Consider the following 22,239-nt stretch of genomic DNA (forward strand, 5'->3'; position numbering starts at 1 on the left):
GATGAAGGTCACGCACCGGCCGCCGGCCACGGCACCGCCCCCCGTCCCCGGAGATCGGCCCGGGTACGGGTCCGCCGCGCGCGTTCCCCGGGGTTCGGCCGCGGCCTCGGCGTCGCCGGTCCCGGCGCCGCACGGCGGACGCGGACCCGGGTGCGGGCCGGTGGGCGCGCGGCGCCGACGGTCCAGGGCCGGTGCCGTGCCTCAGGCGGCGCTGCCGCGCAGCTCGCTCAGCGCGTCGCGGGTCAGCGTCCGGGGGCTGTGCCCGGGGTCCACCAGGACGACGGTGCACTCGGCGCCGTGCGCCAGGGCCATGGTGAGGCTGCCGTCGGTGAACTGGGCGAGCGCGCCTCGGGGCGAGCGTCCGACGGCGACCGCCCGTGCGCCGATCCGTGCCGCGTGCCGGGCCAGGAGCCGGCCGGCCGCCGCGTGGTCGCCGACGCTGACGAGGATCTGTCCGGTGGCGGTGACGCCCTGCCCGGCGAGCCGGTCGAGGTGACGGGTGACCGCGTTCCGCGCCGCCTCGGCGGGCTCGCTGTCGGCCGCCTGGTCCTCGACGACCGCGGTCTGCTGGACGTGCACGACCTCCAGCGGACTGCCGCTCTCGGCGGCCAGCCGGGCGGCCGCGTCCACGATGACGGCGGCCCGCTCGTGCGCGCCCACGGCGACGATGACCGGCGCCGTACCCGGCGCGGCGGGGGCGGTGACCGGGGTGAGGGCCGGGCCCACCCGCTCGCCCTCCTCCGCGCGCTCCTCGGCCTTGCGCAGCAGCTTGTGGCCGCTGGCCAGGACCGGGACGGCGACGACGAAGGTGGCGGCACCGAGGTAGAACGGCACGCTCAGGTCGGTGGCGTCGGCGAGCTTGCCGGCCACGTAGGGCGCGAGTCCGCCGCCGATGAACCGCAGGAAGCCGTACGCGGAGGAGGCGACCGGACGCTCGACGGGCGAGACGAGCATGACGGCCTGGGTGGTCAGGGTGTTGTTGATGCCGATGAAGGCGCCGCTGACGATGACGGCGACGATGACCACCGCGGGCGTGCCGACGCCGGCGGCGATGACGGCCATCACGATGCCGAGGCCGAGCAGGTTGGCGTAGAGCACGGGCGCGGTGCCGAAACGGCCCTGCAGGCGCGGGGCGAAGAAGACGCTGAACACGGCGACCAGCAGGCCCCAGCCGGTGAAGACGAGGCCGAGCTGGTGGGCGCCGAGCTCCATCGGGTAGGGCGCGTACCCGAGCATGGTGAAGAAGCCCCAGTTGTAGAGCAGCGCCATGATGCCCATGGTCAGCAGGCCGCGGTGGCGCAGCGCCTTGAGCGGCGCGAGAGGAGAGGTGGGTTTGGCGGGCTTGGGCAGCGACGGCACGAAGGCCAGGGTCGCGACCAGCGCCGTCGCCATCAGTACGGCCACGCCGAAGAAGGGGCCGCGCCAGCTGATGGCGCCCAGCTCGCCGCCCAGCAGCGGCCCGACGGCGATGCCCAGGCCGAGGGCGGTCTCGTAGAGGATGATCGCGCCGCCGAAGCCGCCGCTGGCCGAGGCGACGATCACGGCCAGCGAGGTGGCGATGAACAGGGCGTTGCCCAGGCCCCAGCCCGCGCGGAAGCCGACGATGCCGTTGATGGAGCCGGAGGTGCCGGCCAGGGCGGCGAAGACGACGATGACGGCGAGGCCGACGACGAGGGTGCGCTTGGCGCCGAGCCGGCTGGAGACCCAGCCGACGATCAGCATGGCCACGGCGGTGACGATCAGATAGCTGCTGAACAGCAGGGAGACCTGGCTGGGCGTCGCGTGCAGGCTCGAGGCCAGGGCGGGCAGGATCGGATCGACCAGACCGATGCCCATGAACGAGATCACGCAGGCGAACGCCACGGCCCAGACGGCCTTCGGCTGCTTGAAGGGGCTTGCGGCCCGCTCGTGCGAAGCACTCATGTGCGGTTCTCTTCCGGAGAGGTGAGGGGACACGGGGTGGCGCACGTCAGTCGAGGTCGTGGATCGCGCGGGCGAGAGCGGGCAGAGCGGTCCGCACCGCCTCCTGCTCCGGCCCGGTCAGCCGGTCGACGATCTCCCGCAGCGCCTGGGCGCGCTCGGTGCGCCGCTGCCGGAAGACCTCCATGCCCGCGGCGGTGGCCTCGACCAGCACGCCCCGCCCGTCCCGGCTGTCGGCGACGCGCCGGACCAGCCCGGCCCGCTCCAGACGGCTGACCAGCTGGGTCATGTTGGGCTGGGTGACGCGCTGGGTGCGGGCCAGATCGGTCAGCCGGTACGCCCCCTCACGGCCCAGGACGCCGAGCACGGAGGAGGCCGCGGTGCTGAGGCCGCCGGCGGTGGCCCTGCGGCGTACGTGGAGCACCAGTCGCTCCACGGCGATCATCAGCGCCTCAGGAGACGCCTCGGCGTCCGCCGATTCCATAACCCGCTTATGCATAACCGCATTATGCAGATAGCTGTACCGTGAAACAAGATGCCGCAGGCGACTGCCTCGGCCGAGGGCGTGACTAGCGCTCCAGCAGCATCCGCTGCAGCTCCCGTGCCGCGCGCGGCGGTGCCACGTCGCTGCGGTGGGCCAGGGCGATGGTCCGGTGCAGTCCGGGCCTGGCCAGCGGCGTCACGCGCAGCCCGCGCCCCGACCGGGTGGCCACCATGCGCGGCACCACGGCGAGGCCCAGCCCGGCCCGCACGAAGCCCAGCACCGCGTCCATCTCCCCGCCCTCGACCGCGAAGTCCGGCTCGAAGCCCTCGGCGCGGCAGGCCGCCACGGTCAGTTCCCGCAGGTCGTAGCCGTGCCGGAACATCACCAGGCGCTCGCCCTCCAGATCGGCGACGCGCACGGTGCGCCGGCCGGGGCCGCCCGGCGCGGGGGACTCCGGCGAGGACACCACGACCAGATCCTCGCGCAGCAGCTCCACCGTGGTCAGCGCCGGGGACGGCGTCGGCAGCGGCAGCACGACCAGGGCGAGGTCGAGCGCGCCGCGCGCCAGTTCCCGTACGAGATCGTGGGAGCCGCCCTCCTCGATCAGCAGCCGGATGCCGGGATAGCGGTCGTGGAAGGCGCGCAGCACGTCCGGCAGCAGGCCCGTGCAGACGCTCGGCGTCGCGCCCAGCCGGACCCGGCCGCCGCGCAGCTGCACCAGCTCCTGCACCTCGTGCCGGGCGGTGTCCGCGTCGGCCAGGATGCGCCGGGCCAGCGGCAGCAGCGCCTCGCCCGCGTCGGTGAGCGTGATGTTGCCCCGCGCCCGCAGGAACAGATCGGCCCCCAGCTCCCGCTCCAGCGCCTTGATCTGCTGGGACAGGGACGGCTGCGCGACGTGCACGAGATCCGCGGCGCGGGTGAAGTGCCGGGTCTCCGCGACGGCGACGAAGTACTGAAGCTGCTGGAACTGCATGGTGTCACGATAGCTTCCGGCTATGGAATCAAGCCGGACCATGTCTTGGACCGATCGGATGGTTGCGTCCTAGCGTCTTGAGTCATGGCTCTGGCAACGCGGACGGACCGACGACCGTCCATGGCGCGCACCGTGTGGGACAGCTCCGTCGGCAAGAAGACGGTGATGGCCGTCAGCGGCGTGATCATGCTCCTGTACCTGGTCGCGCACGTGATCGGCAATCTGAAGATCTTCTTCGGAGCGGGGGAGTTCAACCACTACGCGCACTGGCTGCGCACCGTCGGCGAGCCCTTCATGCACTACGAGTGGACGCTGTGGCTGATCCGCGTCGTGCTGATCGCCGCGGTCGTCGCGCACGCGGTCTCCGCCTACCAGCTCAGCCGCCGCGACATCAAGGCGCGGCCCAGCAAGTACGTGCACAAGAGACCCAGGGCGAGCTACGCCACGCGCACCATGCGCTGGGGCGGCATCATCCTCGCCCTGTTCATCGTCTGGCACATCCTCGACCTGACCACCGGCACCGTGCACCCCGGCGGATTCCAGGAGGGCCACCCGTACCAGAACGTGGTGGACACCTTCTCCACCTGGTACGGCGACGTCATCTACATCGTCGCGATGCTCGCCCTCGGCCTGCACGTCCGGCACGGCTTCTGGAGCGCCGCGCAGACCCTCGGCGTCGGCAGCCGCACCCGCGACCGCGCCCTGAAGACCTGCGCCAACGTCCTCGCACTGCTGCTCACGGCCGGCTTCATCGCCGTCCCCGTGGGCGTGATGACCGGAGTGGTGAGCTGAACATGCCTGCTGAGTACGTGGATTACGCGACCGGCGAGCCCGTCGCCGACACCAAGGCCCCCGCCGGCCCTGTCAACGAGCGCTGGGACACGCGCCGTTTCGAGGCCAAGCTGGTCAACCCGGCCAACCGGCGCAAGCACACCGTCATCGTGGTCGGCACCGGTCTGGCCGGCGGCTCCGCCGGCGCCACACTCGCCGAACAGGGCTACCACGTCGTCCAGTTCTGCTACCAGGACTCCCCGCGCCGCGCCCACTCCATCGCCGCGCAGGGCGGCATCAACGCCGCGAAGAACTACCGCAACGACGGCGACTCGGTGCACCGCCTGTTCTACGACACCGTCAAGGGCGGCGACTTCAGGGCGCGTGAGTCCAACGTGCACCGGCTCGCCCAGATCTCGGTGGAGATCATCGACCAGTGCGTGGCGCAGGGCGTGCCGTTCGCCCGCGAGTACGGCGGCCTGCTCGACACCCGCTCCTTCGGCGGCGTGCAGGTCTCCCGCACCTTCTACGCCCGCGGCCAGACGGGGCAGCAGCTGCTGCTCGGCGCCTACCAGGCACTGAGCCGGCAGATCGCCGCCGGGAACGTGGAGATGCACCCGCGCACCGAGATGCTCGACCTGGTCGTCGTGGACGGCAAGGCGCGCGGGATCGTCGCCCGCGACCTGATCACGGGCAAGATCTCGACGTACTTCGCGGACGCCGTGGTGCTCGCGTCCGGCGGCTACGGCAACGTCTTCTACCTGTCGACGAACGCCATGAACTCCAACGCCACCGCGATCTGGCGGGCCCACCGGCGCGGCGCCCACTTCGCCAACCCCTGCTTCACCCAGATCCACCCCACCTGCATCCCGCGCACCGGCGACCACCAGTCCAAGCTGACGCTGATGAGCGAGTCGCTGCGCAACGACGGACGCATCTGGGTGCCCAGGGCCAAGGGCGACGACCGTCCCCCGAACAAGATCCCCGAGGACGAGCGCGACTACTACCTGGAGCGCATCTACCCGTCCTTCGGCAACCTGGTCCCACGCGACATCGCCTCCCGCGCCGCGAAGAACGTGTGCGACGAGGGCCGCGGCGTGGGCCCCGGCGGCCAGGGCGTGTACCTCGACTTCGCCGACGCCATCGAGCGCATGGGCCGGGGGGCCGTCGAGGCCAGGTACGGCAACCTCTTCGACATGTACCAGCGGATCACCGACGAGGATCCGTACGAGGTGCCGATGCGGATCTACCCGGCCGTGCACTACACGATGGGCGGGCTGTGGGTCGACTACGACCTGCAGACCACCATCCCCGGCCTGTTCGCGATCGGCGAGGCCAACTTCTCCGACCACGGAGCGAACCGGCTCGGCGCGTCCGCGCTGATGCAGGGCCTGGCCGACGGCTACTTCGTGCTGCCGGCGACGATCAACGACTACCTGGCGCGCCATCCGCACGAGAACGAGGTCGACGCCACGCACCCGGCCGCCGTCGAGACCGTCCGGGAGACCGAGGAACGCCTCGCCAGGCTGCTGGCGGTGGACGGCGACCGCACCCCCGACTCCTTCCACCGCGAAGTCGGCGAACTCATGTGGGAGTTCTGCGGCATGGCCCGCACCGACACCGGGCTGCGCAAGGCGCTGGAGCGCATCCCGCAGATCCGCGAGGAGTTCTGGCGGCGCATCAAGGTGCCCGGCACCGGGGAGGAGTTCAACCAGTCGCTGGAGAAGGCCAACCGCGTCGTCGACTACCTCGAACTCGCCGAGCTGATGTGCCTCGACGCGCTGCACCGCACCGAGTCCTGCGGCGGCCACTTCCGCGAGGAGTCGCAGACCCCGGACGGCGAAGCGGCCCGCGACGACGAGCAGTTCGCCTACGCGGCCGCCTGGGAGTTCACCGGCACCGGCGAGGCTCCCACCCTGCACAAGGAAGACCTGGTCTTCGAGTACGTCCACCCCACCCAGCGGAGCTACGCATGAAGCTCACCCTGCGCGTCTGGCGGCAGAAGAACGCCGACGCCGAAGGCACCATGTCCACGTACGAGGTGGACGGCATCTCCTCCGACATGTCGTTCCTGGAGATGCTCGACACCCTCAACGAGGAGCTCATCCTCAAGGGCGAGGACCCGGTCGCCTTCGACCACGACTGCCGCGAGGGCATCTGCGGCGCCTGCTCGCTGGTGATCAACGGCGACGCGCACGGCCCGGAGCGCACCACCACCTGCCAGCTGCACATGCGGTCCTTCCAGGACGGCGACACCATCGACATCGAGCCCTGGCGCGCCTCCGCGTTCCCGGTGATCAAGGACCTCGTCGTCGACCGCTCGGCCTTCGACCGCATCATCCAGTCCGGCGGCTACATCACCGCCCCCACCGGCGCCGCACCCGAGGCCCACGCCACCCCCGTACCCAAACCGGACGCCGACTTCGCCTTCGAGCACGCGGAGTGCATCGGCTGCGGCGCGTGCGTGGCGGCCTGCCCGAACGGCGCGGCGATGCTCTTCACCTCCGCCAAGATCAACCACCTCAACACGCTGCCCCAGGGCGCGCCCGAGCGCGAGACCCGCGTGCTGGACATGGTGGCCCAGATGGACGAAGAGGGCTTCGGCGGCTGCACGCTGACCGGAGAGTGCGCCACCGCCTGCCCCAAGGGCATCCCGCTGGTGTCCATCACCAGCATGAACAAGGAGTGGCTGCGCGCCACGCGCAAGGTGGCCAAGCGCTAGCGGCGGCGCCTGCCGAGACGTCCGCCGACAGGGGGCGGACGGGCGGGGCCGGGAGTGGTGCTCCCCGGCCCCGCCCCGTATGTGCGGGGTCTGTAAGGTTCCCGCATGAATTTCGGGCGCAAGGGGAGGGAGCGGTTCCTCGAGGCCGTCGCCGGCTTCGAGACCGCGATACGCGAGCGGGACGGACAGCGTTCCCAGCACGCGATGCAGGAGATGCAGCAGAGCTACGGCGACGCCACGGACCGGGAGTTCGCGCAGGCGGGCCCACGGCTGGCGGCCCTGCTGCCGGACGTGCCGCCAGGCCCGCGCGGGCTGGTCGCCGTACTGACCGGAGCGTGCGTGGAGCGGGGCGCCGACGCCACCGCCTGCGCCCCGTACATCGTCGGCGGACTCGCCGAAGCGCTCACGGCTGCCGGGGAGTTCTGCGAGCGCTGGGCGGCGACCGGAGGGGGAGACCTGCCCGATCCGGACAGTGACTTCATGGACGACGCTCTGGTCGAACGCGTCGGCTCCGCCGCGGCCCTGGGCTGGGCGACGCTGCCGCAGTGGGAGATGGCATCCGTCGCGATGCTCAGTCACGGCGCCGTACGGGTCCGACTCGGCGACCGGCGCGCCGAGTTGCTGGCCGCGCTGCGCCCCGTGCAGGAAGCGTCCGAGCACGACTTCAAGTGCCTCCACTACGCCCTGCTCGTCCTCGACGACGAACCGCTGGTGGTGCTGCACCGCCCCACCGGCACCGGCTACGCGCTGCGCATGAGCGGCCTCGGCGACAACTTCCAGCTGCACACCCTGCTGGCCGGCGCCCTGGTCGGCGGCGGCCACGTCCCCGGCCACGCGCCCTCCGCCCAGGAGGTCGCCGTGTGCCGCGACGCGCCGGGCCAGGTGCCGACGACCGGGTCCTTCAACCTCGTGACGCCGGGCGGGGACTGGGTGTGGAACGAGGGCACGCCCTCCGACATCCCCGTCGTGGACGGCGTACGCCTGCTCGTCCTGGACCCGCCGCCGTACCAGCGAGGCTGGCCCGCCGGCCGGTTCTTCCCCCGGATGACCGGAGACCTCGTCCTGGAGCGCGTCCTCGACGAGGCGGAGACCCGCGGATGGCTGGAGCACTGCGCGCCGGCGAAATGACAGGTACGGCCATAGCCGTTCAGCAAGCTCACACCCTCTCTCTCTGCGCCGGTCACTCGAAGGTCAGTCGGCATCGGAAGAACAGGGGCGGCGGACCGCACGACACCGCTCGGCCGCCGCCGTCCCGCCGCCCCGGCCCGTGACCAGGAGAGAGCCATGACCGGCGTATCCACGCTCGACCGTCCCCCGCAGCCCACGGCGTCCACCCGCTACCGCGTCTCGCTCGCCCGCGACGAGGACGGCGTGCGTGCCGCCCAGCGGCTGCGGCACGACGTCTTCGCCGGGGAGATGGGCGCCCTGCTGGCCGGCGCACAGCCCGGCCACGACGTCGACGCCTTCGACGCCTACTGCGACCACCTGCTGGTGCGCGAGGAGGCGACGGGACAGGTCGTCGGCACCTACCGGCTGCTGCCGCCGGAGCGCGCGGCCGTCGCCGGACGGCTCTACTCCGAGGGCGAGTTCGACCTCACCTCCCTCGACGCGATCCGGCCCGGCCTGGTCGAGGTCGGCCGCTCCTGCGTCCACCCCGACCACCGCGACGGCACCGTCATCGGCCTCATCTGGGCCGGCATCGCCCGCTACATGGTGGACCGCGGGCACGAATGGCTGGCCGGCTGCTGCTCCATCCCGCTCGCCGACGGCGGCAGGCTCGCCTCCGCGACCTGGGACCGGGTGCGCGCCAAGCACCTGGCCCCGGAGGAGTACCGGGTACGGCCGCTGCTGCCCTGGGTGCCCGACGCCGCCGCCCCGGCCGCGAACACCGAACTCCCCGCCCTGCTGCGCGGCTATCTGCGCCTGGGCGCCTGGGTGTGCGCCGAACCCGCACACGACCCGGACTTCGGGGTCGCCGACCTGTACGTGCTGCTGTCGATGCGCCGGGTCAACCCGCGCTATCTGCGGCACTTCCTCTCGCTCGTGCCGGCCTGATGAGCGCCTGGCAGCCCAGCGCGCCCTGCACCCCGGGGGCGTGCATACAGGCGACGGGGTCCGCCACGGCCGTACCGCGTGCCGTGCTGCGGATGGCGGCAGTCGTGACCTTGGTGCTCGCCGGGGTCCTGCTGACGCCGCTCGGCGGGCGGATCCCCGCCGAGGTGGTGAAGCGGTGGTGCCGGTGGATCGTGCGGGCCGCAGGGGTCCAGGTCCGCATCACCGGCGCCGCCGCGCCCACCGGCGGCCTGCTCCTGGTCGCCAACCACATCTCCTGGCTGGACATCCCGCTGCTCGCCGCCGTCCGCCCCGCCCGCATGCTCGCCAAGTCCGAGATCCGCGGCTGGCCCGTGGCCGGCCGGCTGACGGCCCGCAGCGGTGCCCTGTTCATCGACCGCGACCGGCTGCGCGCCCTGCCGCAGACGGTCGCCCGGATCGCGGACGCGCTGCGCCACGGACAGGCCGTCGGCGTCTTCCCCGAGGGCAGCACCTGGTGCGGACGCGCCCAGGGCACCTTCCGGCGGGCCGCCTTCCAGGCCGCGCTCGACGCGGGCGTCCCCGTCCAGCCGGTCCGCCTGCGCTACCGGATCGAGGGCGGCACCCCCAGCACCGTGCCCGCGTTCATCGGCGACGACTCGCTGCTGACGTCGGTGTGGCGGGTGATGACGGCACGGGGACTGGTGGCCGAGGTCGAGGTGCGGGAGGCCATCGCGCCGGGTGTCCACGGCGACCGACGGGCGCTGGCGCGAGCGGCCCAGCCGACGACGACGGGTCAACTGGGCTGGATCCACACGGCGTTGGTGGCTTAGCCGGCCGCGGGAGGGGCGCGGGTTTGGGGGCGCGGGGGCGCGGGGGCGCGGGGGCGCGGGGCCCGGAGGCCCGGAGGTCCGGAGGGCTCGGTCGCGCGGCGGCGCGGCGGCGCGGCGGCCTGGTTGTGCGGAGGGCCTGGTGGCTCGGCGGCTCGGTGGCCCGGCGGCCTGGTTGTGCGGTGGCGCAGCGGCCTGGTGGCGCGGAGGGCTCGGTCGCGCGGCGGCCCGGTGGCTCGGCGGGCCGGCGGCCTGGTGATGCGGCGGCCTGGTGTTGCGGTGGCGCGGCGACGCGGTGGCCTGGCGGCCCGGTGGTGTGGTGGCGGGGAGGGCCCGGTGGCGTGGCGGCCCGGTGGCGGGGAGGGCCGTACGCCCGACAGTCCGTGTGCCGCGTACACCCTCCCGTGGCGGTCCCGCGACCCGCTCCGGCTGCGCGCCGCAGTGGTGGCGCCCCGTGATGTTCCGGTTGCCGACCCCCATGCCCCGGGGTGCAATGAGCCTGTGGCCCGACGGCCGCTGCCGGCGGCGCGGGTGCAGTCCCGTCCCCGCCCGGCACCGCTCCAGGCGGGGAGGCAGTGATGACGGTCCCTGAACCCGGATCCCGCCCCGCGGGGCACACCCGGTGGTCGCGGCTCGGCTGGGTGATGGTGCCGACGCTGCTGGTCTCCGGGGCACTCCTGGCGGCGGTCAGCGCGGGCGCCCTCCCGGTCTCCCTCGCGGTCTCCGCACAGTCCATGGTGATCTCCGGACAGAACCTCAAGATCTCCGCCGACCGGCTGCAGGGCACCGGGTTCACCCAGTACGTCGGGATGGACCAGTCCAAGTCCCAGGCATATCCGGAGGCCATCGCCGGCATCGATTCGGCCGACCTGTACAACCTGTGCCAGTCGATGGTCGTGCGCCTTCCCGTCGTCGGCGAGACCACGCTGCGGATCGGCGCCGGCGGGGGCGGCAGGCCCGCGCACGCGGACCATCTCGTCGTCCACACGGACGACCTCGGCGGCGACGCGGTGTTCAGCAACATCACCATCGGACAGGACGCCTCGACCTTCCAGAACGGCCCCGACGGGGCGGGAATCTTCGGCCAGCGGGCGGACACCGTACGCATCGATCACCTGCGGCAGTCGACCCGTGAGGTGACCGCGGCCACCTTCCGGCTGACCGGCCTGCACCTGGGTGTGAAGTCCGGAGCCAAGCCCTGCTACTGAACGGGCCCGTCCCACCTTTCACCCGCTACGGCTCCCGTTGAGCCGAGCGGGTGAAGACGTCCCCCCATTCGGGTCCCTCGGCCGGTCGCGGTGTCACAGGCGGGTCCCGCGGCAGTTGGCGATGTATACCGCCCGAGACTCGGGCGTCGGGGTCTCTCGGCCCGGTGGGCCGGCCCCGCATGTCTGACGGGGAGAGGGATGACAAGCATCGCCGAAAGTGCCGCACAGGACGCCGTGAGCTCACGTCCTGCCGGGCACACCCGATGGAGGCGTCTGGCCGTGGCCATGGTGCCCACCCTGCTGGCGTCCGCCGTGCTGTGCACGGCGATGGCACGTGGTGCCCTGGCCGCGTCCTTCGGGGTGTCGCCCAACTCGTTCACGGTGTCCGGCCAGAGCTTCCAGATCGCGGCCAGCACCCTCGAAGGGCGCGGGTTCGTCCAGTTCGGTGTGCTGGACCGAGGCGCTCATGCCTCGTACCCGGAGGCGCTCTCCGGGATCCGCCACGCCAAGCTGTACGACCTCTGCCAGTCCGTCGTGCAGGACGTGCCTCTCTTCGGGCCCGTCACCCTGCGGCTGACCTCGGGCGACGGCGGGACTCCCGCGCACGCGTACCGGCTCGTCGCGGACACCCACGACCTGCAGGGTGACGCGCTCTTCCACGACATCAACATCGGCCAGGACGCCGCGACCGTGCAGGGGGTGCCCGGTGTGCACGGCGAGCCCGGTGGCTTCGGCGAGCAGGCCGACACCGTACGCATCGACGATCTGCGGCAGCAGACGCGTTCGGTGAGTGCGGCGACGTTCCGGCTGCCGGGACTCCACCTGAGCGTGAAGGTCGGCGACCACTCGTGTTTCTGATGCCATGTCACGCACACGACCACACCCCCGGGAGAGCGACGTGAGGAGTGCGCTGCCGCGCGCGGGAGGCAAGGGGAGCGGAGCCGACGACGGGCGGCGGTCCGGGTGGTGGAACGCCTTCACCGACTGGCGGCGAAGCCGCCCGTTCTGGGCGGGAGTGTGGACGCTGCTGGCCGGGGTCGAGATCCTGTCCATCCCGTTCGCGCCGTTGCCGATCATGATGCACGAGGGCATCGCCGGCGTGGCGGGGTCGCTCATGGGGATCTTCATGGTGGTCCTCGCGCTCAGCTTGTGGCTGGCGCCCGGGCACCGGGTGTTCGCGGGCATCGCGACGCTGGTGTTCGCCGTCGCCTCACTCGTGCTCTCCAATTTCGGCGGCTTCCTGATCGGCTTTCTGCTGGGCATCGCGGGCGGCGCGATGGCGGTGAGCTGGGTGCCGTACCCACGCCCTCCGGCCCAGCCCCCGATCTGGCCGGACTGGCGTCGGGGGAACGGCTCGGACGGCCCCGGGGAACCCGCCGATCCGGGCGACCCGGCCGCCCCGACCGACCCTGACGAGCCGGATGGTCAGGGCGGCCCCGGTGGGAGTGGCGGCCCCGGCGGCCCTGGTGGGGGCGGTGGGCCCGGCGGTTCCGGCGGTTCCGGCGGTTCCGGCGGTTCCGGTGCGCCGGGAAGCGGGGGAGGTGGCGACGGAGGCCAGACGGCCGACGGCGGACAGGGCGGTGGCAACGCACGTACGGAGCCTCTGACGTGGCGCACGACCCGGCTGCGGGCGCTCGGTGTGCTACCGATCGGGGCTCTCCTGACCGGCGGGCTGCAAGCGGCTCCTGCGCACCACGCCCGGACGGTGTCGAACATCGCCGACGCACCACTCGGCGTGCCCGGCGTGCCCGGCATGCCCGGCGGGACCGCCGGCGAGGACACCGACACCGCCCAGGGGCTGACGGTCTGTTCCCTGCTCGGTGGACTGCTGGCCGGGAAGGCACCCACCGCGCCGGGCACGGGAAACCGCAGCCCGGCGGACGCCGAGCCGGACGCACCGCACGACGGGCCGAACGCACCCCGCACCGGGCCTGAGCACGCTCACCGCCCCACGGGGCCGGCCACCGCGGAGTCCGGCCCGCAGGGGTCGCACACCTCCCGCGCCCCCGGGGTGCCGAAGCCGCGTACCGAAGCGCACGGCACACACACGTCCGGGCGGGGATCCGGCCCCGTGAAGCCTGCGCCCGCACCGACACCCTCCTCCGGAGCGGGCCTGCTCGGTTCGGTCGCCGGCCTGCTGGGCCTGGACGGTGCGCCCGGCGCACACGACACCCCTCGCCGGCACGACGACAGCCCAGCCGCCCGGCACGACCGCGCGACGCCGAGCCCGAGCGGTACCGCCGCCCCACTGCGGCGCGGCAACGCCGACCACTCGTCAGGGTCGGCCGCCTCGCACGAGGACGCCGCCCGGTCGGGCGCCTCGCACAGGGACCCGGCCCGGTCGGGAGCCTCGCACGGGGACCCGGCCCGGTCCGGCGACGCCGCCCGCGAGGCCGTTCCGCCATCCGCCCTGCCCTTGCCCATCCCGCGCCTGCCCGGCGACGGGCGGATGGACGGCCCGCTGTCGCTTCTGCCCCTGCACATCAAGCTGGACGTCGGCTCCGGCGGGGGCGCGCGCTCGCCCTGGTGCCTTCCGCAGCCCCTGATCTCCCTCAGGCTCGGGGTCGACGCGGCCGCGTACCAAGTACCCGCCGCGGCCCAGCCGTTCCGGGTCCGCAGCCCCCTGATGGTGCTCACCGGCCTGACCTATCACGGCATCACCGAGGTGCCGACGGCGTACGGGCCTCAGGAGGTCCTGGTCTTCACGGTGACCCGCCTCGACATCGAGAGCTTGCGCGAGACCGCGCCGCTCCTCGCCCCCCGATGCGGTCGCAACCAGCCTCCGCCGCCGGCTCCGCCCTTCCACGGCCTGCCCGGCCTCCGGCTGCCCCTGCTGGACATGGGCATTCCCGGTATCGGCAGCGTGGACCCGACCGCACCCGGCCCCTGGTATCCCTGCCAGGGCACTCTGGAGACGGACGGCGCCCCCTCCAGCACGACGGTCGCCACCGGTCAGCCCGTGGTCCTGCTGACCAAGGTCCTCAGCGGGAAACTGCTCGGCCTGCTCCCCGTCACGTTCACCCCGAGCATGCCGCCGCCGCTGCCGCCGGGGCTGACCCTGCCCATCCCGATCTTCTTCACGGACGTCACCGCGTACAACCAGTACCTCAGCGCCGACGATCTGGACGTCCCCGGTCTGCACCAGACGGCGTCCCGCTGACGAGGCCGCACCGTCCTGCTCCTTCGACCAGGGATCCGATCAGGAAGCCGCTTCCACGGCGAGGTCCGGTACGGCGACGTCGATCGGCCCCGCGAAGAGTTCCGCGGCCGTCTCCCGGGCGGTCGCCCGATCCGTGCCCGGCCACAGGTGGGTGAGGATCAGCCGCGCCGCGCCCGCCTGGTGGGCGTACCGGCCGGCCAGGCGCGCGGTCAGCAGATACGGCGCATCGCCGTCCGGCACGCGGTGGACGTACGTGGCCTCCGACAGGAACAGGTCGGCGCCTTCGGCCAGGCGCGGGATGTCGGGGCTGGGGCCGGTGTCGCCGGTGTAGGCGAGGATCCCGCGGGGCGTGGCGAGCCGGATGCCGGCGTTGGGCACGAAGTGCGGCAGCAGCCGGGTCCCGACGGTGAACGGACCGATCTCGAACCGGTCGCCGGGATCGAACGCGTGCAGACGGTACGCCGCCGCCAGCATGCCCGGCCTGTCCAGCGCGAGCACCGCGTCGAGCGCTCCGCGCGGGGCGTGCACCGGCAGGGCCGGCGGAGAGTCGTCGCTCAACGCCCGTGCGCGCAGCAGGGGGTTGAGGTCGGCGCAGTGGTCCGGGTGCCCGTGACTGACCAGCACCGCGTCGACCGCGTCGACGGTGAGGTGGTGCAGCAGACGCGGCATGCTCGCGTAGCCGGGATCGAGCAGCAGGCGGAAGCCGTCGTACTCGACGAGATAGCCGCTGCACGGCTGCTCCGCCGTGGGCCAGGCACCGCAGCCGCCGAGAACCGTCAGTCGCATGACAGCAGACCCTAACGCTCGCCGGAAAACCGGGCGACGGACTCTCGGATCGCTTGCTAGCGTGGCGTCCATGAAGGTCAGGACCTGTTGCAGCCCCAGCGCGGCCGCGCGAGCGACGAACTCGCCGGCTGCCGACGCCTGACCTCCTCACCTTTCCCCGGCGGCCGGAAACGGACCGCCGGGACGCGCTCTCGCCCCTCTCGCCCTTCTCCGCAGGCTCGTAGGCGCCGCTCCCGCGGTCCCTTCCGGTCCCCATGACCCGAAGGACCACCGCCATGAACACCGACCAGGTCGTGCAGACCTTCACCGAGTTCTTCCGCGAGCGCGGGCACCGGCTCGTCACCGGCAGCTCCCTGCTCCCGCCGCCCACGGACCCGGTGCTGTTCACCACCTCCGGCATGCATCCCCTGACGCCGTACCTGCTGGGCCGCCCGCACTCCCAGGGCCGGCGTCTGGTCAACGTCCAGCGCTGTCTGCGCACCACCGACCTGGACGAGGTCGGCGATCCCACGCATCTGACGGTCTTCGAGATGCTGGGCTCGTGGTCCCTGGGCGACTACGGCCATCCCGAGAGCCTGCGCATGGGCCACGAGCTGCTGTGCGACGGCTTCGGCATCCCGCAGGGGCTCCTGCACGTGACGGTCTTCGACGGCGACGACCAGGTCGGCCCCGACCTCGAATCCCTGCGCACCTGGCAGGAGTTGGGGGTGCCCGTGGAGCGGACCGGCGACGAGAACTGGTGGTCCAACGGGCCGGTCGGCCCCTGCGGCCCCGACTCGGAGATCTTCGTCTGGACGGGCGGCTCAGACGTCCCGCCCCGGGGCACCCCCACCACCGACCCGCGCTGGGTGGAGATCTGGAACCACGTCCACATGCGCCACCACCGGCACGAGGACGGAACGCTCGAACCCCTGCGGCAGCCCGGCATCGACACGGGCATGGGCCTGGAACGCCTGCTGACCGTCCTCCAGGGACGGGGTTCGGTCTACGAGACGGACCTGTTCGAACCGTGGATGCGACTGCTGCCGCGGCTGTGGGACCTGGACGAGCGCTCCCTGCGTCTGGTCTGCGACCACCTGCGCTCCGGCATCGTCGTCGTCGGCGACGGGGTGCGCCCGTCCAGCACCGGCCGCGGTCACGTACTGCGCCGCCTGATCCGCCGCCTGCTCACCACGCTGCGACGCGGCGACCCGTCCCGCACGTTGACCGACGTGCCCGTGGACCTCGTGGAACACACCCTCGACCACTTCCAGCAGCTCTGCGGACCCGAATCCGTCCGGGAGGTGCTCCTGCACGAGGAACAGCGCTTCACCCGGCTCCTCGAACGAGGCCAACGGGTGCTCTCCCGAACGGAGTTCGACCGCCCGCTGACCGACGAGGACTACCGCTGCCTCCACGACACCCACGGCCTGCCCCGCGACCTGGTGACCGGCCTGCGCACACCACGGCTGTCCGGCTCCTTGGACGCCGGCTGACGCGGGTCACCGGGAAACGGTGACATGGCGTTGTCGCGGACGGCTGCGAGGGCCGCCCGGTGGCCGGTGGACCGTGCACGGCCGACGTCGGCGTCGGCCGGCTGTCGATCGGGGCGACCACCACCGCGGACCAGACCCACCCCCCCACAACCTGCTCACCCTCCTATGGGACTCGACGGCATCCGGTGCGAGCTCTCGCCCGGCAAGCAGGGCAGCGCGCCGCCGCCGGCCGGATCATGCCGACGCGCCGCCGAAGCCGAACTCGTTGCCGTCCGGGTCGTGGTAGGTGACCTTGCGTACGCCGTTGGCGTACGTCTCCCTGCTCGTCGGCTCCAGGCCCCGTTCGGCGATCTCCGTGACGCGGGCGTCGAGGTCGTCGACGAACACGGTGTGCAGCGCGTGGCCGCCGTGTCCGGGGCGGTGCTCGATGTAGACGTAGCGATGCTCGGCCAGCTCCCACACCGCTTCCTTGTCGTTCGGGAAGAACGCCGGCTGGGAGCCGAGGAGCCGTTCGTACCAGGCCAGCGCGGTCGCGTAGTCGTTGACCGGGATGCCTGCGAAGAGCGTGAGGGTCATGGCGTCACGATAGGTCGGCCGCAGGGCGGGACGTGCGCATTCACCACCGCTGTGGGGTGCCCGGGGTGAAGCGGATCTTGGTGGTGGGGGTCGGGAGGTGCGGCGCCTCGTCGCCGAGCCCCGCTGGATCATCGACCGCATCGGCCACCCGGAGGCCGGCGACCTGCGGTGGGAGCAGGCCGGCACGGTGCTCTGGCCGGACTACGGCAGGCTCACGCCGCTGATCACGCCCACGCCGCGCTGGCACCGCGCTCGCACCGTCCCCGCCGCCCTGGCACCGCGCTCACGCCGTCCCCGCCGCCAGCACCCGCCGCAGATACGGCGCCGTGGCGCTCCCTTCCGTCTCCGCCACCCGCGCCGGAGTCCCCGTCGCCACAATGCGGCCGCCCGCGTCGCCGCCGCCCGGGCCGAGGTCGACGACCCAGTCCGCGCCGGCCACGACCGACATGTCGTGCTCGACGACGACCACGGTGTGCCCGGCGTCCACCAGGCCGTGCAGCTGGCGCATCAGGACCTCCACGTCGGCCGGATGGAGGCCGGTGGTGGGCTCGTCAAGGAGATAGAGGGTGTGGCTGCGCCGGCCGCGCTGCAGCTCACTGGCCAGCTTGATGCGTTGGGCCTCGCCACCGGAGAGTTCGGTGGCGGGCTGGCCCAGGCGGAGGTAGCCGAGCCCCACGTCCAGGAGTGTGGTGAGGCTGCGGGCCACCGCCGGCGTGTCCGCGAAGAACTCCGCCGCGCTCTCCACCGTCAGGTCCAGCACCTGCGCGATGTTCCGTCCCCGGTAGGTCACTTGGAGCGTCTCGGGGTTGTAGCGCGCCCCGCCGCAGGACGGGCACGGCGCGTAGGTGCCGGGCAGGAACAGCAGCTCCACGCTCACGAAGCCCTCGCCCTGACAGGTCTCGCAGCGGCCCCCGGCGACGTTGAAGGAGAAGCGGCCGACGCCGTACCCCCGCTCGCGCGCCTCGTCGGTGGCCGCGAACTCCTTGCGTACGACGTCGAACAGACCCGTGTACGTCGCCAGGTTGGAGCGCGGAGTGCGGCCGATGGGCTTCTGGTCGACCGAGACCAGCCGCCGTACGCCCGCCAGATCCTCGGTGATCTCGCCGATCAGCGTGGACTTGCCGGAGCCGGAGACGCCGGTGACCGCGGTGAGGACGCCGAGCGGGAACTCAGCGGTCACGCCGCGCAGATTGTGCCGGGTCACCGGACCGACCTTCAACTCACCGCGTGGCGTGCGCGCTTGGCGTACGACGGCGGGGGAGCGGTCGAAGAGGAAACGGGCCGTCGCGGACGCGGCCACCGAGGCCAGGTCGGCCACCGGACCGCTGTGCAGCACCTCGCCGCCGTGCTCGCCGGCGTGCGGGCCCACGTCCACCAGCCAGTCGGCGCCCCGCATGACGTCGAGGTGGTGCTCGACGACGAACACCGAGTTGCCCGCCGACTTCATCCGTTCCAGGACGGTCAGCAGGGCTTCGGTGTCCGCCGGGTGCAGCCCCGCGGACGGCTCGTCGAGGACGTAGACGACTCCGAACAGCCCGGAGCGCAGCTGCGTCGCGAGGCGCAGCCGCTGCAGCTCGCCCGCCGAGAGGGTGGGCGTGGGGCGGTCCAGGCTGAGGTAGCCCAGGCCGAGTTCGAGGATCGGTGCGATACGCGCCCGCAGGTCCTCGGTGAGAACGCGGGCGGTCTCCGAGGTGGCGTGCAGCGCGGAGGCGAGGTCCGTGAGCGGCAGCGCCGCGAACTCGGCGATCGTACGGCCCGCGAAGGTCACCGCCAGCGCCTCGGGCCGCAGCCGGCTGCCGCCGCACGCCGGGCAGGGCGTGCTGGTCAGGAAGCGTTCCGCCTTGGCGCGCAGGGCGGGGCTCTTGGAGTCGGAGAAGGTCTTCAGGACGTAGCGGCGGGCGCTCATGTACGTGCCCTGGTAGGGCCGTTGGATGCGGTCCGCGTCGCGCACCGGGTGCACCGTGACGACCGGCTGCTCGTCGGTGAAGAGGATCCACTCCCGCGCGTCGGCGGGCAGTTCGCGCCACGGGCGGTCGACGTCGTGCCCGAGCGCGTCGAGGATGTCGCGCAGGTTCTTGCCCTGCCAGGCACCGGGCCACGCGGCGATCGCGCCGTCCCGGATCGACAGCGAAGGATCGGGGACCAGCAACTCCTCTTTCGTACGGTGGACTTGACCGAGGCCGTGGCACTCCGGGCAGGCCCCGGCGGCCGTGTTGGGGGAGAAGGCGTCGGAGTCGAGGCGCTCGGCGCCCGGCGGGTGGTCTCCGGCCCGGGAGAACAGCATCCGCAGCGAGTTCGACAGATGGGTGACCGTGCCGACGGACGAGCGGGAGGTCGGCGCCGAGCGGCGCTGCTGGAGTGAGACCGCGGGCGGCAGGCCGGTGATCTCCCCGACCTTCGGCGCACCGACCTGGTGGATCAGCCGGCGCGCGTACGGCGCGACCGACTCGAAGTAGCGCCGCTGCGCCTCGGCGTAGATCGTCCCGAAGGCGAGCGAGGACTTCCCCGACCCGGACACCCCCGTGAACACGGCCAGCACGTCCCGCGGAATGTCGACGTCCACACTCTTGAGATTGTGCTCGCGGGCGCCGCGGACACGGACGTAGGGGTCGTGGCCGTCGTGGCCGTCGTGCGGGACGCGGGGGCCGTGCATGAGGTCAGCACTCCGTACGGTCTGGGGCTGCGGCGGGACAAACCCCGCAATCCTAGTCCGACCTGGTACGTCACGCCCGGCGACCGGCGCGGGTGCGGGGCCGACAGGTCTGTGCCAGTTTGGACGCGTATGCCTGGCTTCGCGCGGAAGGTCCGTGGACATGACGACTCCCGGTTTCGGTTTCGGACGCAGTCCCTTCGAGGAGTTCGACGAGTTGATGTCCCGGTTCTTCGGGGGCACCGGGGGTGGTTCGCCGAGCCGGGCGCAGCGGGTCGACATCGGCAGCCTGCTCTCGGAGCGGGCCCGGGAACTGGTGGCCGACGCGCGGGACGTCGCCGCCGTCGAAGGCAGCGAGGAACTGGACGCCCGGCATCTGCTGGCCGCCGCCACCCGGCACGACTCCACCCGCCGGCTGCTCACCGAGGCGGGCGTGGACCCCGACCGGCTCCGGGAGCGGCTGGAGAGCACCGAGGACGGCGGCGAGAAGACCGAGCCCGCCACGCTGACCCCGTCGGCCAAGCGCGCCCTGCTCGACGCCTACCAGCTCTCCCGCGCCGAGGGATCCTCCTACATCGGCCCCGAGCACCTGCTGCGGGCGCTGGCCGCCAACCCCGAGTCGGCGGCCGGCCACCTGCTCGGCGAGAACGGCTGGGAGCCCGCCCGGCTGCCCGCCGCCGGCGGCGAGGCAGCGGGCGAGCGCAAGCGCCCCAGCAGCACGCCCACCGTCGACGCGTACGGCCGCGACCTCACCGAGGACGCCCGCGCCGGCCGTCTCGACCCGGTGATCGGGCGGGACGAGGAGGTCGAGCAGACCATCGAGGTCCTCTCCCGCCGCAGCAAGAACAATCCGGTCCTGGTCGGCGACCCGGGCGTCGGCAAGACCGCGATCGCCGAGGGCATCGCCCAGCGCATCGTCTCCGGCGACGTACCGAGGACGCTGGAGGGCAAGCGGCTGGTCTCCCTCGACCTGGCCGGCATGGTCGCGGGCACGAAGTACCGCGGCGAGTTCGAGGAGCGGCTGAAGAAGCTCCTCGACGAGGTCGGTGAACACGGCGACGAACTGGTGCTGTTCCTCGACGAGTTGCACACCGTCGTGGGCGCGGGCGGAGGCGGCGAGGGCGCCATGGACGCGGGCAACATGCTCAAGCCCGCCCTCGCCCGCGGCGAGCTGCATCTGATCGGCGCCACCACCGTCGACGAGTACCGCAGGCACATCGAGAAGGACGCCGCCCTGGAGCGCCGCTTCGCCCCGATCCTGGTCGGCGAGCCGACGGTCGACGACACGGTGGAGATCCTGCGCGGCCTGCGCGACCGCTACGAGGCCCACCACCAGGTCCGTATCACCGACGAGGCGGTGGTCGCGGCGGCCGAGCTCTCCGACCGGTACATCACCTCGCGCTTCCTGCCGGACAAGGCGATCGACCTGATGGACCAGGCGGCGGCGCGGGTACGGCTGCGGGCGAAGACCCCGCTCGCCGACACCCGCGAGATCGAGGACCGCATCGCCGCCCTGAACCGGGAGAAGGACCAGGCGGTCGCCGACGAGGAGTACGAGCGCGCCAAGGAACTGCGCGACCGTGTCAAGGAGACCGAGGCGGAGCTCACGGAGGCCGGCACGGGCGAGGCGCAGGTGCCCAAGGTGACCGCCGAGGACATCGCCGAGGTCGTCTCCCGCACCACCGGCATCCCCGTCGCCCAGCTCACCGAGGAGGAGCGGGCCCGGCTGATGAAGCTGGAGGAGCACCTGCACCAGCGGGTGGTCGGCCAGGACGAGGCGATCACCGCGATCGCCCGGGCGGTGCGCCGCGCCCGCGCCGGTATGAGCGATCCGAACCGGCCGGTCGGCAGCTTCCTGTTCCTCGGCCCGACGGGCGTCGGCAAGACGGAGCTGGCCCGCGCCCTGGCCGCGGCGCTGTTCGGTGACGAGCACCGCATGATCCGCCTGGACATGAGCGAGTTCCAGGAGCGGCACACGGTCTCCCGCCTGGTCGGCGCGCCTCCCGGGTACGTCGGCCACGAGGAGGCCGGTCAGCTCACCGAGGCCGTGCGCAGGCAGCCGTACGCCGTGGTGCTGCTGGACGAGGTCGAGAAGGCGCACCCGGACGTCTTCAACACGCTGCTGCAGCTGCTGGACGACGGCCGGCTCACCGACTCCCAGGGCCGTACGGTCGACTTCAAGAACACCGTGATCATCATGACGTCGAACATCGGCGCCGACCGCATCCTGGCCGCGGGCGTGGACGACTACGCCAAGGTCCGCGCGACCGTGATGCCGATCCTGGGGCAGCACTTCCGTCCCGAGTTCCTCAACCGGATCGACGAGATCATCGTCTTCCGCGGCCTCGACCGCACCCAGCTGCGCCAGATCGTCGGACTCCTGCTGGAGCACACCCGGCGCCGGCTGCACGCCCAGGACGTCACCCTGGACGTCACCGACGTGGCGGCCGACGTCCTGGCCGACATCGGCCACCAGCCCGACTTCGGCGCGCGCCCCCTGCGCCGCACCATCCAGCGCGAGGTCGACGACCGGCTGGCGGACCTGCTGCTGTCGGGGGAGCTGACGGCCGGGGACCACGCGGTGGTGGACGTGCAGGACGGGGCGATCGCCGTACGGGCGGAACGAGGTGAGTCGGCCGGGTAACGTCGGCAC

At 72.7% G+C, this 22,239-nt stretch carries 17 protein-coding genes; 11 read left to right on the forward strand and 6 right to left on the reverse strand.

Going from position 1 to position 22,239, the window contains the following annotated elements:
- Positions 1–201: 201 nt before the first annotated feature.
- The 3 genes from ACIRPX_RS09360 to ACIRPX_RS09370 all read right to left on the reverse strand — a co-directional run bounded on the left by ACIRPX_RS09360 (position 202) and on the right by ACIRPX_RS09370 (position 3,377).
- The gene (locus ACIRPX_RS09360; protein ID WP_404190585.1) at positions 202–1,923 is read right to left on the reverse strand and encodes an MFS transporter; all 1,722 of its coding nucleotides are present in this window, start codon (positions 1,921–1,923) and stop codon (positions 202–204) included.
- Positions 1,924–1,969: 46 nt separating this feature from the next.
- The gene (locus tag ACIRPX_RS09365; RefSeq protein ID WP_404190588.1) at positions 1,970–2,419 is read right to left on the reverse strand and encodes a MarR family winged helix-turn-helix transcriptional regulator; all 450 of its coding nucleotides are present in this window, start codon (positions 2,417–2,419) and stop codon (positions 1,970–1,972) included.
- Between the two features lie 70 nt (positions 2,420–2,489).
- Positions 2,490–3,377, reverse strand: coding sequence for a LysR family transcriptional regulator (locus ACIRPX_RS09370; RefSeq protein WP_404190591.1), 888 nt, complete (start codon positions 3,375–3,377; stop codon positions 2,490–2,492).
- A 120-nt stretch (positions 3,378–3,497) separates the two neighbouring features.
- Between ACIRPX_RS09370 and ACIRPX_RS09375 the strand changes: the two genes are divergently transcribed.
- The 9 genes from ACIRPX_RS09375 to ACIRPX_RS09415 all read left to right on the forward strand — a co-directional run bounded on the left by ACIRPX_RS09375 (position 3,498) and on the right by ACIRPX_RS09415 (position 14,099).
- Positions 3,498–4,169, forward strand: a complete 672-nt coding sequence (locus ACIRPX_RS09375) for a succinate dehydrogenase (protein WP_404191204.1) — start codon at positions 3,498–3,500, stop codon at positions 4,167–4,169.
- A gap of 2 nt (positions 4,170–4,171) precedes the next feature.
- Complete coding sequence (locus tag ACIRPX_RS09380; RefSeq protein WP_404190593.1) at positions 4,172–6,124, forward strand: fumarate reductase/succinate dehydrogenase flavoprotein subunit; 1,953 nt, start codon at positions 4,172–4,174, stop codon at positions 6,122–6,124.
- Positions 6,121–6,870, forward strand: coding sequence for a succinate dehydrogenase/fumarate reductase iron-sulfur subunit (locus ACIRPX_RS09385; RefSeq protein WP_404190596.1), 750 nt, complete (start codon positions 6,121–6,123; stop codon positions 6,868–6,870). The genes ACIRPX_RS09380 and ACIRPX_RS09385 overlap by 4 nt, the downstream gene beginning before the upstream one ends.
- Before the next feature lie 105 nt (positions 6,871–6,975).
- Positions 6,976–7,998, forward strand: a complete 1,023-nt coding sequence (locus ACIRPX_RS09390) for a hypothetical protein (protein WP_404190599.1) — start codon at positions 6,976–6,978, stop codon at positions 7,996–7,998.
- Positions 7,999–8,154: 156 nt separating this feature from the next.
- On the forward strand, positions 8,155–8,925 hold the full coding sequence (locus ACIRPX_RS09395; protein WP_404190601.1) for a GNAT family N-acetyltransferase: 771 nt from the start codon (positions 8,155–8,157) through the stop codon (positions 8,923–8,925).
- Positions 8,925–9,734 carry a lysophospholipid acyltransferase family protein gene (locus tag ACIRPX_RS09400; RefSeq protein ID WP_404190605.1) on the forward strand — a complete coding sequence of 270 codons (810 nt, stop codon included), beginning with the start codon at positions 8,925–8,927 and terminating at the stop codon, positions 9,732–9,734. Before ACIRPX_RS09395 ends, ACIRPX_RS09400 begins: the two co-directional genes overlap by 1 nt.
- Positions 9,735–10,309: 575 nt before the next feature.
- Entirely contained in the window at positions 10,310–10,939 is a 630-nt protein-coding gene (locus ACIRPX_RS09405) for a DUF6230 family protein (RefSeq protein WP_404190608.1), read from the forward strand.
- A gap of 285 nt (positions 10,940–11,224) precedes the next feature.
- Complete coding sequence (locus ACIRPX_RS09410; protein WP_404191207.1) at positions 11,225–11,797, forward strand: DUF6230 family protein; 573 nt, start codon at positions 11,225–11,227, stop codon at positions 11,795–11,797.
- Positions 11,798–11,837: 40 nt separating this feature from the next.
- Complete coding sequence (locus tag ACIRPX_RS09415; protein ID WP_404190611.1) at positions 11,838–14,099, forward strand: DUF6114 domain-containing protein; 2,262 nt, start codon at positions 11,838–11,840, stop codon at positions 14,097–14,099.
- 39 nt (positions 14,100–14,138) lie between these two features.
- Here the strand turns inward: ACIRPX_RS09415 and ACIRPX_RS09420 are convergent, their stop codons facing one another.
- Positions 14,139–14,885, reverse strand: coding sequence for an MBL fold metallo-hydrolase (locus tag ACIRPX_RS09420; RefSeq protein WP_404190613.1), 747 nt, complete (start codon positions 14,883–14,885; stop codon positions 14,139–14,141).
- Positions 14,886–15,160: 275 nt separating this feature from the next.
- Here ACIRPX_RS09420 and ACIRPX_RS09425 point away from each other — a divergent pair, with 275 nt between their 5' ends.
- Complete coding sequence (locus ACIRPX_RS09425) at positions 15,161–16,360, forward strand: alanine--tRNA ligase-related protein (RefSeq protein WP_404190616.1); 1,200 nt, start codon at positions 15,161–15,163, stop codon at positions 16,358–16,360.
- Positions 16,361–16,594: 234 nt separating this feature from the next.
- Here the strand turns inward: ACIRPX_RS09425 and ACIRPX_RS09430 are convergent, their stop codons facing one another.
- Positions 16,595–16,936 (reverse strand): VOC family protein, encoded by a 342-nt coding sequence (locus tag ACIRPX_RS09430; protein ID WP_384255790.1) that lies wholly within the window; start codon positions 16,934–16,936, stop codon positions 16,595–16,597.
- Positions 16,937–17,219: 283 nt separating this feature from the next.
- Positions 17,220–19,589, reverse strand: a complete 2,370-nt coding sequence (locus ACIRPX_RS09435; RefSeq protein ID WP_404190619.1) for an ATP-binding cassette domain-containing protein — start codon at positions 19,587–19,589, stop codon at positions 17,220–17,222.
- 160 nt (positions 19,590–19,749) lie between these two features.
- Here ACIRPX_RS09435 and ACIRPX_RS09440 point away from each other — a divergent pair, with 160 nt between their 5' ends.
- A complete protein-coding gene (locus tag ACIRPX_RS09440) occupies positions 19,750–22,230 on the forward strand; it encodes an ATP-dependent Clp protease ATP-binding subunit (RefSeq protein WP_404190622.1) in 2,481 nt (826 codons plus the stop codon).
- The last annotated feature ends 9 nt before the right edge of the window (positions 22,231–22,239 follow it).

Origin of the sequence: Streptomyces sp. NPDC101225 (assembly GCF_044767585.1) — a bacterium.
Classification (GTDB): Bacteria; Actinomycetota; Actinomycetes; order Streptomycetales; family Streptomycetaceae; genus Streptomyces.